Here is a 15377-nt window from a genome sequence, read left to right as displayed (position 1 = left end):
CGTGTAGACCTCAGGCACCCGGTGCGCGGGTGCCTTGATAATTGTTTTTATTAAAGGTGCAGCAGGTGTTCGTGGATCAGTACTTCATGACCACCAGGCGGGTCTGGGTGAACTCAAGCATCCCGTGCTTACCGTCATCGCCGCCCAGCCCTGAGCGTTTCCAGCCGGCGTGGAACCCCTGATACGGGTCCGCCGGGGTTCGATTGACGTACAACTCGCCGGCTTCGATGGCATTGGCCACTTTCATCGCCGTGCGGTAGTTCTCGGTGTAGAGCACCGACGACAGACCGAACTGATGATCGTTGGCCATGGCCAGCGCTTCATCGATGTCGCGGTACTTGAGCACCGGCAACACCGGGCCGAAGATTTCTTCCTGGATGATCTCCATGTCCTGGCGGCAACCACTGAGTAGGGTCGGCGGGTAGAAATGGCCTGGCCCCTCGGGCAACACGCCGCCTGTTTCCAGTACAGCACCGGCGGCGACGGCGCGCTCGACCATGGCGTGGATATTCTTTTGCGAACTGGCGTTGACCAGCGGGCCCATCAGGCTGGCGTCGGCGGCACGGTCACCGAACTTCACTGCGCTGATTTTGCTTTTCAGCAAGGCCAGGAACCGGTCGTAGACAGCCTCGTGCACATAGACGCGCTCCACCGCCGTGCACAGTTGGCCGCAGTGGGTGGTCTTGGAGGCGACAATGGCACTGGCGGCCTGTTCCAGGTTGGCATCGGCTTCGATGATCGCCGGGGTCTTGCCACCCAGCTCCAGGGACGGTTTGGCGATATTGGCCTTGCAGTAATCCAACACGATGCGCCCGGCGTTGACGCTGCCGGTGAGGGTGATCAGGCCAACGGCCTTGTGCGTGCACACGCTGGCGGCGGTGGCGTGGTCCATGGTCAGGATGTTGATCACACCGGCCGGAATCCCGGCGGAGACCACCGCCTTGGCGATTTCGAATGCCGACAGGGGCGTGTTGTTGCTGGGGCGCACCACCACGGTGTTGCCGGCGATCAGCGCCGGGGCGATCTTGCGCAGCAGGGTGTAGACCGGGTAGTTGAACGGAATCAGGCAGGCCACGACGCCGATGGGCTCGCGTTGCAGAAACAGGTTTTCGTCCGGGGTGTCGCTGGGAATGATTTCGCCTTCAATGCGGCGGGCCCATTCGGCGTGGTAGCGGGTGATTTGTGCGGCGTAGCGGGCTTCGTTGCTGGCGTCGCTGACGCTTTTGCCCGACTCGCCGGCCAGGGCGGCGCCGATGGCTTCGGCGTGGGTATCCAGCGCGTCGGCGAAGGCCCGCAGGTGCTCGGCGCGTTCGATGCTGGTGAGTTTGCCCCAGGTTTTCTGGGCGGCGGCGGCGGCATCGACGGCGGCGATGGCTTCGTCGGGGGTGGCGGCGCTGACGTGGCCGATCAGGGTTTCGGTGGCGGGGTTGTAGACGGCGATCAGGGCGTCGGTGGCGGGTTCGGCGAACTGGCCGTTGTAGAAATTGCGCTCGGGTTGCATGTGGTTTGCCCAACGTTGTTGTTTTGCGAGTGACATGCAGTTTTGTCGTTGTTAGGGGGCTGGGCAAACGACTTATTGGGTGGGGTAACGTGCTAAAAACGCAGGTTAGTGGGGGTTGGGGGGCATATCCGTTATTTCGGTGATGGCGGATATGGGTTCCGCTCTTACAGCGGGTCACTTTGGAAAAGCCCCAAAGTAACCAAAGGGCTCTTGCCCCAACACTCGGCACCTCGCTCACGCTCGGTATGCCCGTAATCCGACAGTGATTTGGGGGGCCGCCGTGCTTTAGATTTTGATCTTGATCTTGATCCTGGGCGCCCCGTTAAACACGCTGGCCGAACGCAGGCTTGAATCCGTGGGTAACCCGGCAGGACGCCGGGTTAGCCGCGCTGGGCCAGGGATGGCCCATCGCGGCGGCCCACGGATTCAAGCCGGAGTGAGGGCACACCGAGCCTAGGCGAGGTGCCGAGTGTAGGGGCAAGAGCGTTTGGTTACTTTGCGCTTTTCAAAGTGACCCGCCGTAAGGGCGGAACCCATATCAGCCATCACCCAAATACCGGATATACACCCCATCAACCCGCCGCCGTAGAAGGCTCCAACTGCCGCTGCGCCAACCAGATCTCCTCCTGCAACCACCGCCCAAACACCTGCAACTGCGGCGAATCCGTCTGCTCCGGCCGGGTCACCAACCAGTACGACTGATGCCCCTCCACATGCACATTCAACACTTGCGTCAGCTGCCCGCTCGCCAGTTCCGCCGCGACCATATGCCAATCCGCAATCGTGATCCCCAACCCATCCGTCGCCGCCCGAATCGCCAAATCCAGCAGGTCAAACTCATACCCGCCCTGGGTATCCACGCCGTGGATCCGTGCCGCGTCCAGCCAGTGTTTCCACGTCAGGTACCGCTGGTCCTCACTGGCCAACACATGCAACAACGTCATCCGATTCAAATCCACCCCGTCACTGCACTCGCGGGCATACAACGACGGGGCACACACCGCGATGTGCCGTTCCTGAATCAGCAACGAACTGTCCAGCCCGTCCCACTCGCCATTGCCGAAGCGAATCGCACAGTCCAGCGTGCTGGTCTGCGCCAGGCTGTCCTGCAGACAGGTGGTGATGCTCAACTCCAGCTCCGGATGCGCCTCGCGCAGACGGCCAAGGCGCGGCATCAGCCAGCGACTGGTAAACGTCGGCGGCGCGTTGACGTGCAACCGGTTGGAATGGGTCTTCTGCTGAATGCTGCGCACCGTCAGCTCGATCTTGTCGAATGACTGATGCAACGCCCGCAACAACACCCGCCCGGCACTGGTCAGTTCAAGGTGGTGGTGGCGGCGCTCCAGCAGGTTTTCCCCAAGCTGTTCTTCCAACTGCCGTACCTGGCGGCTGACCGCACTCTGGGTCACGTTCAGCAGCTCCGCAGCCCGGGTAAAGCTGCCGGTACTGCCGGCGACTTCGAAAGCTTTGAGGGCATTGAGACCAGGCATTTTGCGTTTCATGGGGAACACTCGACAGCGGTTGGCAGAGAGACGGCATCCCACGTGAACGCAGGATATTTCGCACACAACATACCTTTTTGTATTGGCCGAGCGGTAGCGTCCTCTGCGAAGTAAAAAACGACCTGTACAGAATAAAAGTGTCGCTTTCCTCGCAATAACGTCGCTCACGAATAAATAGCGCGCGTATTACGCATGCACACTCAGACAATTAAGCATTGGCCGGTAAAACCTCATAAAAGTTAGTCTCGCCCCCAACTAACCCATCCTAATCCTCTGGAACTTCGCCATGTCGAACACCGCTGTTTCTTCACGACGAAGTATCGGCCTGCTGGCACTTGTATTTACCGCCTGCAATGCCACCACCCACGGGTTCAGCGTGTTTCTGTATTCCGCTTTATTGCCACAGATCCGTGAGGCCTTTGGGTTGAGTTACAGCCAGGCCGCACTGATTGCGGCGGTGCTGCAGCTGTTTTATATGGGCGCTTCGATTGCCAGCGGCATCGCGGCAGCGTGGACCAGCCCGCGCAATATGGTGCGCCTGACCATGATCCTGAGCCCGGTTTTGCTGGCGCTGGCCGTGGCCACGCCGTGGGCGCTGCCGTTTGCTCTGTGCCTGGCGCTGGTGTCGGCCTGTGCGGTGTCGAACTGGAACGCCGTTGCAGCCTTGGCCCGTGAGGTGATCCCGGCCACTCACCGCAGCCGGGTGTTGGGGTTGGCGTCATCAGGGGCGGCGTTTGCGATTTGCTTGAATGGTCTGCTGATCGCGCTGCTGCAAGGCTTGTCGCTCCGACAGTTCTGGTTGATTTGCGCAGGCTTGACGCTGGGGGTGACGCTGCTGACGTTGTGGGCGCTGGCACCCAAAACCGAACAAACGCGCCGCCCTGCCCGGCCACCGGCTCTCAACCAGGTATTGAAGCAATGGCTGCGCCTGTGCCTGGAACAGCCGGTGGCGTTGCAGATCGTCTTGCTCAGCGGGTTTATCGGCGCGATCAGTGGGCCGTTTCTGAATTTCCTGTCGGCGTTTGTCAGCGATCGCTTGCACGCCAGCGCAGGCGTTACCGGTTCGATGTGGACGCTGATCGGCATCGGCGGCGCCGCTGGCGGGTTATTGCTGGGCGCGCTCGCCGATCGCTGGGGCGCATTGCGGGTCATGGCGTTGAGCATCGGCGCATTCGGCCTGGCCATGCTCGGCTTGCTGGCTCACCCCAGCCTGTTGCTGAGCTGGTGGGCGGCCGGGTTGTTTGCTCTGTTCTATTTCCCGTCATGGGGCCTGATGGCGGCGTACCTCAGCGCGCGGCTCGACGCGGTGCAGAGCCTGCAAGTGGTGAGCCTGAGCATGGTCAGTTACGGCTTGGCCAGCGCCACCGGCAATGGCCTGTGCGGCTGGCTATTGCAGGCCAGCGGCGAATTTGCCTTGGTGCATGCCTGGATCGCAGGCTGGGTACTGGCCAGCCTCTTATTGCTCAAGCGCATGGCTCAACGGCCGGTTGACGGGGTGCTGCCCGTGCAATTGCCCTGAGCGCCCCAACTGGCGCTGCAATATTTCCACCAACGCATCCACCTCGGGCACCTGGCCACTCGCCGAGCGCCAGAACATCAGGCGCGCCGGGGCAATCGGCGGAAAACCGTGGCGTTCATTCAGCACCTGCCAGCCTTCAGGTACCAGGCGCCGCGCCATCACACCAACCGACAAGCCCTGTTCAATGGCAATCGCAATCCCCCTTGGGCTCTGGCTGGTGTACACCACTTGCCACGAACGCCCGGCCCGGGCCAACGCCTGCACGGCATTGGCGCGAAAGGCACACCCTTCGGCGTACACCGCCAGCGGCACCGACTGGCGACCCACACAGCTCCAGCTCGGCGCCGCGACCCACACCAGCGGCTCGTCACACAAGTATTCACCGGGCTGCAAGCCGGCATGCTCCACACCCAGCACCAGGTCCAGCTCGCCCCGGTGCAAACGGCCCACCAGAGCAGTGGACATTTCACAGCAAATGTCCGGCCGCACCTGGGCGAACTGCGCCTGAAAGTCCTTGAGCATGCCGCCCAGGCAGTATTCGGCGTAGTCCTCGGGCATGCCGAGGTGGATACACACCTGTTGATTGGGCAATTGCGCGGCGCTGACCGCTTCCAGGTGCAGCTTGAGGATCTGCCGGGCATAGATCAGAAAGGTTTCCCCGCTGGCGGTCAGGCCGACGGAACGGCTGGTGCGATGAATCAGTGGCGTGCCGACAATCTCTTCCAGGCGCTGCAAGCTCTGGCTGACGGTGGATTGGGTTTTATGCAATCGCTCGGCAGCCGCGGAAAAACCCTGGCACTCGATAATTGCCACAAACACTTTAAGCAAGCCGCCATCCAGTTCGCCTGACATCACTATCGCCCCTGCCGATGGATTCGATCACAACTTGTAATTTCCGCTTCAAATCGCTTTAAGCAACTATCAACTCAACACCAATACCTAGTTCAGGAGCCGTGTATGAGTCTTAAACTTGCCGATGCCGAAACCGGTGACATCAGCGACATCATTAATACCGAGCTGTATCCCATACATGATTCGGGCCATGTTCAATTACAGGCATTGATCGAACATGCCCGCGCCGAATTGGCCGAAGACGGTTGCTGCCTGCTGAAGAACTTCCTGCGCCCCGAAGCGCTGGAACAGGCGCGTCTGGAAGGCCTGGCGCTGTCGGACAAAACCTTCTTCTCGGTGCGCAAGGTCAACGCCTACTTCACCGAAGACGACACTTCCCTGCCCCAGGATGACCCGCGCCGCACATTCATGGAGCGCACCAGCGGCTTTGTGACCCGCGACATGATCGCCCCCGACGCGATCATCCACCGCCTGTACGTGTCGCCGATGATGAAGCGCTTTATCGGCGCCTGCCTCGACGAACCGGAGATTTTCGAATACGCCGACCCTTTCGCCGGGCTGGTGATCAACGTGATGCCCGAAGGCACCGAACAGCCTTGGCACTTCGACACCAACGAATTCATCGTCAGCATGATGACCCAGAAGCCCGAGGCCGGCGGCCTGTTCGAATACGCGCCGATGATCCGCTCGCGCAGCCAGGAAAACCTCGGCGCCGTCGGCCAGGTGGTACGCGGTGAAGACCGCTCGCGGGTGCAGGAGCTGGAGCTGAACCCCGGCGACCTGCAGATCTTCAAGGGCCGCTTTTCGGTGCACCGCGTGACCCGTGTAGAGGGCGCGACCGAGCGCAACACGGCGATTTTCGCCTACTCCGAAAAGCCCGGAATCATTGGGCGCGCCCAGCGCACCAAGCAGCTTTACGGGCGCCTGTCCGAAGCCCATCTGCAAGCCGAACGCAACCTGGTGCGCAGCGACCAGTTGCTCGACTGATTCACGCCTCTAAAAAACCAAAAAACCGTCTTTTTGCCCTGTGAGGAACACCCATGAGTCTGTCCGGCCCGAACCGCAACCCCGCTGACTGCGAACCCACTTATGACGAGATCCAGCAAATCCAGCTGGACCGCCTGCAACGGGTACGCAACGAACTGAAAAAACGCGACTACGCCGCCTGCGTGCTGTTCGACCCCACCCACATGCGCTATGCCACCGGCTCACGCAACATGCAGGTGTACTCGGCGCGCAACCCGGCCCGTTATGCCTTCATCCCGGCGGAAGGCCCGGTGGTGGTCTTCGAATTCGGCGGCTGCCTGCATCTGGCCCAAACCCTGAACACCGTGGACGAAGTGCGCCCGGCCAAGGCTATCTCCTATTACTTCTGCGAAAGCTTCCTGGGCAACGTCACCGCCGACTGGGCCGCCGAAATCGACGAATTGGTGCGCAAGTGCGGCGGTGGTAAACGCATCGCCATCGAGAGCGCCACTTCGGCAGCCGCCTTTGAGCTGCAACGCCTCGGCTATCAGGTGTTCGACGCCCAGGAACCGCTGGAGCGCGCGCGCTGCATCAAGGTGCCCAACGAGCTGAAAATGATCCGCGCCAGCCTGCGGGCCACCGAAGCAGGCGTGCGCTTGATGGAAAGCAAACTCACGCCGGGCATCACCGAAAACCAGCTGTGGTCGCACCTGCACCAGCACGTGATCGCCACCGACGGCGACTACGTGGAAACCCGCCTGCTTTCTTCCGGCCCGCGCACCAACCCGTGGTTTCAGGAATGCAGCACACGCCCTATCGAAGCCGGTGACCTGGTGGCGCTCGACACCGACGTGGTCGGCCGTTTCGGCTACTACGCGGACTTCTCGCGCACCTTCCTGTGTGGCGATCAGGCCGCCACCGCCAGGCAGCAGGAGCTGTACAAACTCGCCTACGAGCAAGTGCAGACCAACGTGGAAATGCTCAAGGCCGGGCGTAGTTTCAAGGAATACGCCGAGATGGCCTGGAAGATTCCCGAGCATTACAAAAACAACCGCTACTTCGCCCTGGTGCACGGGGTTGGCATGACCGGTGAATACCCTTACGTGGTGCACCGCGAAGACATCGATGCGCTGGGCTACGACGGCGTGTTCGAAGCCGGCATGACCATTTGCGTGGAAAGCTACATCGGCCACGACGACGGCGGTGAAGGCGTGAAGCTCGAAGAACAGATCTACATCCACGAACACGGCATCGAGTTGCTGTCCGATTACCCGTTCGATCCGCGCCTGTTGCCGCGCTGAACCCGTCTAGCCCCACAGGCGGCCCTGGGAAGGACCTGTAACATGCATTTATAGAAGGTTACTGCGCAGAATTTGTCGTTTGTCCATCGTTGCGCAAATGACAAAACTGCGGGCATCTCTAATAAAAACAACATGAGAGCTGCCCTATGTCCTACCCCATTGCCCGCCTCCTCACTTCGTTTTGCCTTGTTTTTCTGCCGGCTTCACAGCGGTCCGTGTTGCGCCGTTTCGACGTTCGCCACTGACCCTTGCGGTTCAACAAAAACGCATATTCGCAAGTACCGGAGAGGCTTATGAAAGACTTGACGACCCTGGACGGCAGCCAGCCGCATCCAGCCGTAAATGACCTGTGTGCCCAAGTGCAACGCGGCGAAATCAACCGCCGCCAGTTCCTGCGCACCGCCGCCCTGCTGGGCGTGACCGTGGCCAGCGCCTCGACCTTTATCGGCTCGGCGCTGTTGGGCAGTGATGCTCAGGCCGCCGAGGGCACGCCTGCCCGCCAGGGTGGCAGCCTGCGCTTCGCCTGTGCGATCCAGGAAATCCAGGACCCGATGCTGATCACCTGGATCGAAGCCTCGAACCTGTTGCGCAATTCCCTCGAATACCTGACCTGGGTCGACGCCGACAACATTACCCACCCGTATCTCGCCGAAAGCTGGAGCCCGTCCGAAGACCTCACCACCTGGACCTTCAACCTGCGCCGGGACGTGAAGTGGAGCAACGGCGACAGCTTCAACGCCGAGGACGTGCAGCACAACATCGAGCGCTGGATCGCGGCCGACTCCAAGTCGGTCAACCGCACCGCGTTCCAGGACATCAAGGCCTTCGAAAAAGTCAGCGACTATCAGTTCCGCCTGCAACTGAAGCGGCCGATCCTGGCCATCCCGGAAATGCTCAATGCCTTCACCTGCGCCCTCGTGCACCGCAGCTTCAAGGCCGGTGACGACTGGGCGAAAAACCCGTTGGCCACCGGGCCGTTCAAGCTGGTGTCGTTTGCGGTGAACAAGCAGGCGACGTTCGCCAAGCGCGCCGATTATTGGGGCAAACCCGCCAACCTCGACGAGCTGCGCTACATCGACATGGGCACCGACGTGTCCACCCACCTTGCCGCATTGCAAGCCCGGCAAGTTGACGTGCTCTACCGCGTCACCGTGGCCGAGCTGGACCTGGCCAAGCGACTGCCGGGCGCGCAACTGCTCAGCTGCAAATCGGCGCAGACCGTTGTAATGCGCATGGCCTGCGACCAGAAACCCTTCACCGATTTGCGCATCCGCAAGGCCGTGGTGCTGTGCGCCGATAACGCGCAGATGCTCAAGGTCGCCTACCGCGGCATGGGCACCCTCGGCGAAGACCACCACGTGGCGCCGTCGCACCCTGAGTACTTCCCTCTGCCCAAACGCGAGCGCGATGTGGCGGCGGCGAAAAAATTGCTGGCCGAAGCAGGCTTCCCCAATGGCCTGGACATTGACCTGATCGTCGGCAACACCCAGGGCCGCTACGAACAGGATTGCGCGCAGATCCTGCAACAGAACTGCCTGGAAGCCGGTATCCGCATCAACCTCAAGGTGGTGCCTGCGGCGCAGTACTGGCCGATCTGGGACAAGGCAGCGTTCAGCCTCACCTATTGGGCCCATCGTCCACTGGGGGTGATGTCCCTGGAGCTGGCGTATCGCGGCGGCGGCGCCTGGAATGAAAGCCACTACAGCGACCCGGCCTTCGATGCCGCGCTGGACAAGGCCATGGGCATCATCGACCCGAAACAGCGTGCCGTGGCGATGCAAAGCGTCGAGCAGATCCTGCAGGACGCCTGCGTGATCGTGCAGCCGTTCTGGGGCGACAAATTCACCGCTGTGAGCAAAAAGGTTCAGGGCTTTGAGGTGCACCCGTCCGACTTCTACCCCATGGGTAGCGTCTGGCTGAGTGCCTGAGTCACGCCTGCCCGCCTGCGGGCAGGCCTCCTGAAACCTGTCGGAGCATGGCCCTCATGGCTCATTTTCTGTTGCGCAAACTGCTGATGCTGCTGGCGACGCTGCTGTCGGTATCGCTGATTGTGTTCCTGGCCCTGGAACTCAATATCGAGGACGTGGCAATCAACGTCCTCGGCCCCTACTCCGCCGCCGACCAGCGCGCCGCCTGGCTGCTCGAACACGGCTACAACCAGCCGTTCGTGTGGCGCTATGTTGTGTGGCTCAAGGACTTTGTGACCGGCGACTGGGGCACCTCGGTGTACTTTCGCGAGCCGGTGCTCAAATTGCTGCTGCCCAACCTGTGGCAAACCCTGACCCTCGCCGGGCTGGCCTTGCTGGTGATGGTGCCCGTGGCGTTGACCCTGGGCATCCTGGCCGGCGTGCGCCAAGGCTCGCTGATCGACCGGCTAGTGTCATTTTTGTCGATCGTCACCACCTCGATTCCGGACTTCGCCAGCGCGGTGTTCGTCTCGGCGATCTTCGTGTTCTGGCTCAACTGGCTGCCGGGCGTGAGCAGCATGAGCGATGGGTTCAGCGTGGTGCAACTGGTGCTGCCGCTGATGGTGCTGTGCCTGTTCGGCATCGGCTACCTGGCGCGCATCACCCGGGCGTCGATGGTCGAGGTGATGCAGGCGCCGTATATCCGCACCGCTCGCCTCAAAGGTGCCTCGACCACACGCATCGTGCTGCGCCATGCCTTGCGCAATGTGCTGATCGCGCCGGTCACGGTGATCATGCTGTACATCCCGTGGCTGCTGTCCAACGTGATCGTGGTGGAGGTGTTTTTCGCCTACAAGGGCTTCGGCTCGATGCTTTACACCGCGTCCCTGAACCATGACGTCTACCTGATCGAAGCCTGCGCGATGATCAGCGGCGTGGTGGTGGGCATCAGCAAGATCTTCTCGGACCTGGCCTACACCTGGCTCAACCCGCGCATCACCCTGCGCAGTCTCGGCGGAGGCAGCCAATGAACCTGCTTAAATCCTTCAAACACCCGTTGGCATTGCTCGGTTTGCTGTTGGTGGGCGGCTGGGTCGCAGTGGCGCTGTTCGCACCGTGGCTCGCGCCCCATAGCCCGCTGGAAAGCTTCACGCCATTGCTCACGCCGATGACGGCCGGGGATGACGGCGCGAGCTTCCTGCTCGGCACGGACATGATCGGCCGCGACATTCTCTCGCGGCTGATCTGGGGCACGCGCACCGTGCTGTTCTGGTCGATCCTCGCCACGCTCACCGCGTTTGCCGTGGGCATCGCCATGGGCTTGTGCGCTGGTTACTTCAACGGCTGGGTGGATGCCGTGTTGTCCTACGTGGCCGACACCGTGCTGTCGTTCCCGGTGCTGGTGCTGTACATCGTGATCATTATTGCCCTCGGCGCCTCGGCGCTGAACATCCTGATTGCGGTGACCTTCACCAGTGCGCCGGCGATTTTTCGCATCATGCGCGCGCTGACCATCGACATCCGTTCCCGTGACTACGTGCTCAGCGCCATCACCCAGGGCGAAGGCTCGCTGCGCATCATGCTGGTGGAGATCCTGCCCAACTGCGGCGGCCCGTTGATCGTCGATTTCTGCCTGCGCATCGGCTACACCGCGATCATGATCGGCGCCCTGGGCTTTCTCGGCCTCGGCCTGCCGCCGCCCACCCCGGACTGGGGCGGCATGATCAACGACGGCCGCGCCATGGCCATTACCTTCCCGCACCTGGTGATCTTCCCCTGCATCGCCATCTCCACCCTGATGCTCGGCCTGAGCCTGCTCGCCGACGGGCTGGATGAACACGCGCAGCAAGGCGCAAGGAGTTGAGCATGACTAGCCAGCAAACTGTTTTGCGGGTCGACAACCTCAGCGTCGAATTGCCCAAGGGCGCCGACCGCAGCCACGCCGTGCATGGCATCAGCCTGGACGTGCGCAAGGGTGAAATCCTGTGTGTGATCGGCGAGTCGGGCTCGGGCAAATCCGTGCTGTCGGCGGCGATCATGGGCGATTACGCCAAGGGTCTGAAGCATGCCGGTGGCGTGATCGACTTTCTCGGTGACGACATCTGCACCCTCGACGAACCACGCCTGCGTGCGCTGCGCGGCAACCGCATCGCGATGATTTTCCAGGAGCCGATGGCGGCGCTGAACCCGGCGATCCGGATTGGCAAGCAAGTTGAAGAAATCCTCGACATCCACGTACCGCAGATGCCCGCCGCCGAGCGCCGTGAACGCATGCTTGCGCTGCTGGAATCCACCCAACTGCCCGACCCGCCGCGCATCGCCAACAGTTTTCCCCACCAACTGTCCGGCGGCCAATGCCAGCGTGTGGTGATTGCCATGGCGTTGGCGATGAACCCGGACCTGCTGATCGCCGACGAACCCACCACCGCCCTCGACGTGACCACGCAAGCCCAGGTCTTGAAGCTGGTGCGTGACCTGCGTGGGCGCGGCCAGCACGGCATTTTGTTTATCACCCACGACTTCGGCGTGGTGGCGCAGATTGCCGACCGCATTGCCGTGATGGAAGGCGGCCGCCTGGTGGAAATCGGTGAACGTGACCAGGTATTGAATGCTCCGGCGCATGCCTACACGCGCAAGCTGATCGCGGCGGTGCCCGCGCTGCACCCGGAACTGCATGTGCCCAGCGACGACGGCGAAATAGCTTTGCGCATTGAGCATCTGACCAAAACCTACAACGTCGGCGGCAGCTCGGTGGCGGCCCTGCGCAATGTGTCGCTGAACCTGCCACGGGGCAAGACCCTGGCGATTGTCGGCGAATCGGGTTCGGGCAAGAGCACCCTGGTCAAGGCCGCGATCCGCCTGGTGGACAGCGACAGCGGGCATGTGTGGGTGGGCGATACCGATTTTCTGGCCTTGCACGGCTCGGCCCTGGCAGCCAACCGTCGGCGCATCCAGATGATCTTCCAGGACCCGTACGGTTCGTTGAACCCGCGCCATCGCGTCGGCGACATTATCGCCCGCGCTGCACAGTTGCGCGGCTTGTCGGCCAAGGACGCGTGGGCCGAGGCCGGTGATTTGCTTGAGCAGGTCGGCCTGAAACGCGACGCCTTGCAGCGCAAGCCCCGGCAGTTTTCCGGTGGCCAGCGCCAGCGCATCGGCATTGCCCGCGCCCTGGCGATGCGCCCGGAAGTGCTGATCGCCGATGAAAGCGTGTCGGCGCTGGACGTGTCGGTGCAAAAGCAGGTGCTGGAGCTGCTGGCCGACCTGCAGAAGCAGTTGAACCTGAGCATCCTGTTCATCACCCACGACCTGCGCGTGGCGGCGCAGATCAGCGACCACATCGCGGTGATGCGCCAGGGCGAAGTCGTTGAATACGGCACCGCTGAACAGGTACTGCTGCACCCACAGAACAGCTACACCCAGGCGCTGCTGGCGGCCGCGCCGGGGGCTTCGCAACTGCCGGCTGCCGGGCCGCCGCTGAGGCTGATCCGTCCCGCCGCACACTAGTTTTCAAGTTCCGAGTTCCACCCCTTTCCCTGCGTCGCAGCGTTCGCTGCGGCAACGGGCTGCTGTTGCCCTAAAAAAACCAATAACGAGAGCCAAACCATGCGACCAACCTTAAGCTACTTCGCCCTGATCCCCGTGCTCGGCGCCCTCGCGGCACCGGCCATGGCGATCCAGGTCACCGACAACCTCGATATCGGCGGCGCCATCCGCGCACGCTGGGACTACGACCCGGACCGTGATATCCAGAAGTTCGGCCTGGACACCGCGTTCCTCAGCGCCAAGTACAACTCCGACACCTGGATCGGCGAAGCGCAATACCGTTTCTATGGGCGCTCCTACCCCTACCAGTACACCAAAAATTACGGCGACATCCACTTCGCCAAGTTCGCCTGGGTTGGCTACAAATTCAACCCCGACCAGCAGGTGCAAGTGGGCCTGAACACCGTGCCGTTCGGCCTGCAGCCGTATTTCGGCAGCACCTTCTACGAAACCCTGGGCAACGTGATCGGCCTGGAAGACGTGCAGCAGATCGGTACCAAGTACATCCAGCAAAGTGGCGACTGGAACATCCAGGCCGGTTACTACCTGCGTCCGGCGTGGCAAGGCAAAGGCACCAGCAAGGGCGTGACCTACTCCAGCGTGATCTCCGAGGCCGACAGCTATGTGGCCGACGGCAGCAACAACCAGGAGCGCAACACCGTGGTGGTGCGGGTGGCCAAGGCCATGGACCTGGGTAACTGGAAATCCGAAATCGGTGTGTCTGGCCTGACCTCGACCCTGGAGAACAAGGACACCGGCAACGACGGCCGCCGCAACGCCGTGGCCATCCACTACCTGGGCAAGAACGGCCCGTGGGGCGTGCAATTGCAGGCGGCGCGCCAGCAGATGTCGCCGCGCAACGAAGGCACCGACGGCGTGGTGACGCTGGGCGGGTATGACGGCACCTTCAACGTCGCCAGCCGTGGCAACCTGTACGTGGCGGACTTGAGCTACGACGTGGGCGGCAAGTACCTGTTCGACCAAATCAGCGGCGTGAAGCTGTACGCCAACTACAGTGCCTTTGATAAATCCGACAATGAGTTCAAGACCTCGCAGCGGGTGATCCTGGGTACGTCGTTTTCGTTCAGCAAATTGTGGATTGCCACGGAATGGTTGATCGGCAAGAACGATCCGTACATTGGTGGCAGCAGCTATACCCAGAGTCTGGGGGCTGGGGGTAGCAACCAGTGGGAGAATCAGCTGTACATGAACATTGGGTATTACTTCTAATAGGCCACTGACGCCATCGCAGGCAAGCCAGCTCCCACATGGGAATGCATTCCCATGTGGGAGCTGGCTTGCCTGCGATGAGGCCAGCACCAACACCATAAAAATAAAGTGTGGAACCCGAACCATGCGCCACCTGCCCTCCCTCAACATGCTCCGCGTCTTCGAAGAAGTCGCCCGCCACCGCAGCTTCAGTCAGGCCGCCGTAGGCCTCAACGTCACCCAGGGCGCGGTCAGCCGCCAGATCAAGCAACTGGAAGACTACCTCGGCGTCGCCCTCTTCATCCGCACGCCCCAGGGTCTGTCGCTGACAGAAGCCGGCTTTGCCCTCTCCCCGCACCTGAGCGACGCCTTCGACCACATTGAACGCGCCCTGCAAGCCGTGCGCGTGCCCAATCTGCGCCAGCGCCTGCGCATCGTGGCGCCGCCGACCTGGGCCACGCGTTGGCTGTCGGCGCACTTGCGCAGGTTTTGCGAGCGCTACCCGGACATCAACCTCAGCGTCACCCACCAGAACAGCCACGCCAGCCTGGCGGAAATCGACTGCCAGATCCGCTTCGGCCTGGAGGCGAACGCTCAGTGCAGCAGTGAGCTGCTGGTGATGGAGCGCCATATCGCCGTGGCCAGCCCGGAGCTGTTCACCGACGGCCAGCCGCCGGACCTGCGCCGCTCGCCGCTGCTGCATATCCTGCACGACGGCAAGCGCTTGAAGGTCTGGGAAAACTGGCTGGCGGCCATGGGCCGGGAGGATATCGATGCGGACCAGGGCCTGGAATTCAGCACCCTGGACCAGGTGATTCACACCGCCCTGGCAGGCGGCGGTTTGGCGGTGATCGACCGGCAGATGATCGAGCGCGAGCTGGCCAATGGCAGCCTCGTGCCGATCACCCCCGTGGAAGTGATCGGCCCGTATGGTTATTGGCTGGATGTGGCGACGGACAAGCAGGGTTTATCCAAGGTTCGCCTGTTTACGCAGTGGCTGGGCCAGGTCAGCAACCCCTGACACTGATGACGATCGTTCCCACGCTCTGCGTGGGAATGCCTCCGATGACGCTC

General features: G+C 62.0%; 12 protein-coding genes. 9 read left to right on the top strand and 3 right to left on the bottom strand.

The genetic code is table 11. The annotated features are described in order from the left end of the window. Positions 1–76: 76 nt before the first annotated feature. Together aldA and ATI14_RS21400 are read right to left on the bottom strand one after the other, a co-directional pair. Complete coding sequence (aldA, locus tag ATI14_RS21405; protein WP_016969210.1) at positions 77–1501, bottom strand: aldehyde dehydrogenase; 1425 nt, start codon at positions 1499–1501, stop codon at positions 77–79. Between the two features lie 572 nt (positions 1502–2073). After that, on the bottom strand, positions 2074–2991 hold the full coding sequence (locus ATI14_RS21400) for a LysR substrate-binding domain-containing protein (RefSeq protein WP_016974631.1): 918 nt from the start codon (positions 2989–2991) through the stop codon (positions 2074–2076). Between the two features lie 298 nt (positions 2992–3289). Here ATI14_RS21400 and ATI14_RS21395 point away from each other — a divergent pair, with 298 nt between their 5' ends. Next, positions 3290–4522, top strand: coding sequence for an MFS transporter (locus tag ATI14_RS21395; RefSeq protein ID WP_080520650.1), 1233 nt, complete (start codon positions 3290–3292; stop codon positions 4520–4522). Here the strand turns inward: ATI14_RS21395 and ATI14_RS21390 are convergent. Next, positions 4460–5374, bottom strand: coding sequence for a LysR family transcriptional regulator (locus ATI14_RS21390; protein ID WP_016974629.1), 915 nt, complete (start codon positions 5372–5374; stop codon positions 4460–4462). The two genes, ATI14_RS21395 and ATI14_RS21390, sit on opposite strands and share 63 nt — an antisense overlap. 105 nt (positions 5375–5479) lie before the next feature. Here ATI14_RS21390 and ATI14_RS21385 point away from each other — a divergent pair, with 105 nt between their 5' ends. The 8 genes from ATI14_RS21385 (at position 5480) to ATI14_RS21350 (ending at position 15324) form a co-directional block, all read left to right on the top strand. After that, entirely contained in the window at positions 5480–6361 is an 882-nt protein-coding gene (locus tag ATI14_RS21385; protein WP_016974628.1) for a HalD/BesD family halogenase, read from the top strand. 53 nt (positions 6362–6414) lie between these two features. Next, positions 6415–7641, top strand: coding sequence for a M24 family metallopeptidase (locus tag ATI14_RS21380; protein WP_016974627.1), 1227 nt, complete (start codon positions 6415–6417; stop codon positions 7639–7641). A gap of 293 nt (positions 7642–7934) precedes the next feature. Then, positions 7935–9569 carry an ABC transporter substrate-binding protein gene (locus ATI14_RS21375; RefSeq protein ID WP_016974626.1) on the top strand — a complete coding sequence of 545 codons (1635 nt, stop codon included), beginning with the start codon at positions 7935–7937 and terminating at the stop codon, positions 9567–9569. Between the two features lie 56 nt (positions 9570–9625). After that, entirely contained in the window at positions 9626–10579 is a 954-nt protein-coding gene (locus ATI14_RS21370; protein WP_031320498.1) for an ABC transporter permease, read from the top strand. Beyond that, on the top strand, positions 10576–11412 hold the full coding sequence (locus ATI14_RS21365) for an ABC transporter permease (protein ID WP_016974624.1): 837 nt from the start codon (positions 10576–10578) through the stop codon (positions 11410–11412). Before ATI14_RS21370 ends, ATI14_RS21365 begins: the two co-directional genes overlap by 4 nt. Before the next feature lie 2 nt (positions 11413–11414). Beyond that, positions 11415–13055 carry a dipeptide ABC transporter ATP-binding protein gene (locus ATI14_RS21360; RefSeq protein WP_016974623.1) on the top strand — a complete coding sequence of 547 codons (1641 nt, stop codon included), beginning with the start codon at positions 11415–11417 and terminating at the stop codon, positions 13053–13055. Positions 13056–13154: 99 nt separating this feature from the next. Then, positions 13155–14324 carry a hypothetical protein gene (locus ATI14_RS21355; RefSeq protein ID WP_080520651.1) on the top strand — a complete coding sequence of 390 codons (1170 nt, stop codon included), beginning with the start codon at positions 13155–13157 and terminating at the stop codon, positions 14322–14324. Between the two features lie 124 nt (positions 14325–14448). Then, positions 14449–15324, top strand: coding sequence for a LysR substrate-binding domain-containing protein (locus ATI14_RS21350; protein ID WP_016974621.1), 876 nt, complete (start codon positions 14449–14451; stop codon positions 15322–15324). The last annotated feature ends 53 nt before the right edge of the window (positions 15325–15377 follow it).

Source organism: Pseudomonas tolaasii NCPPB 2192, assembly GCF_002813445.1.
In the GTDB taxonomy this organism is placed as follows: domain Bacteria; phylum Pseudomonadota; class Gammaproteobacteria; order Pseudomonadales; family Pseudomonadaceae; genus Aquipseudomonas; species Aquipseudomonas tolaasii.
Note: the sequence above shows the minus strand (reverse complement) of the source record. Positions and strands in the feature narration are given on the sequence as shown.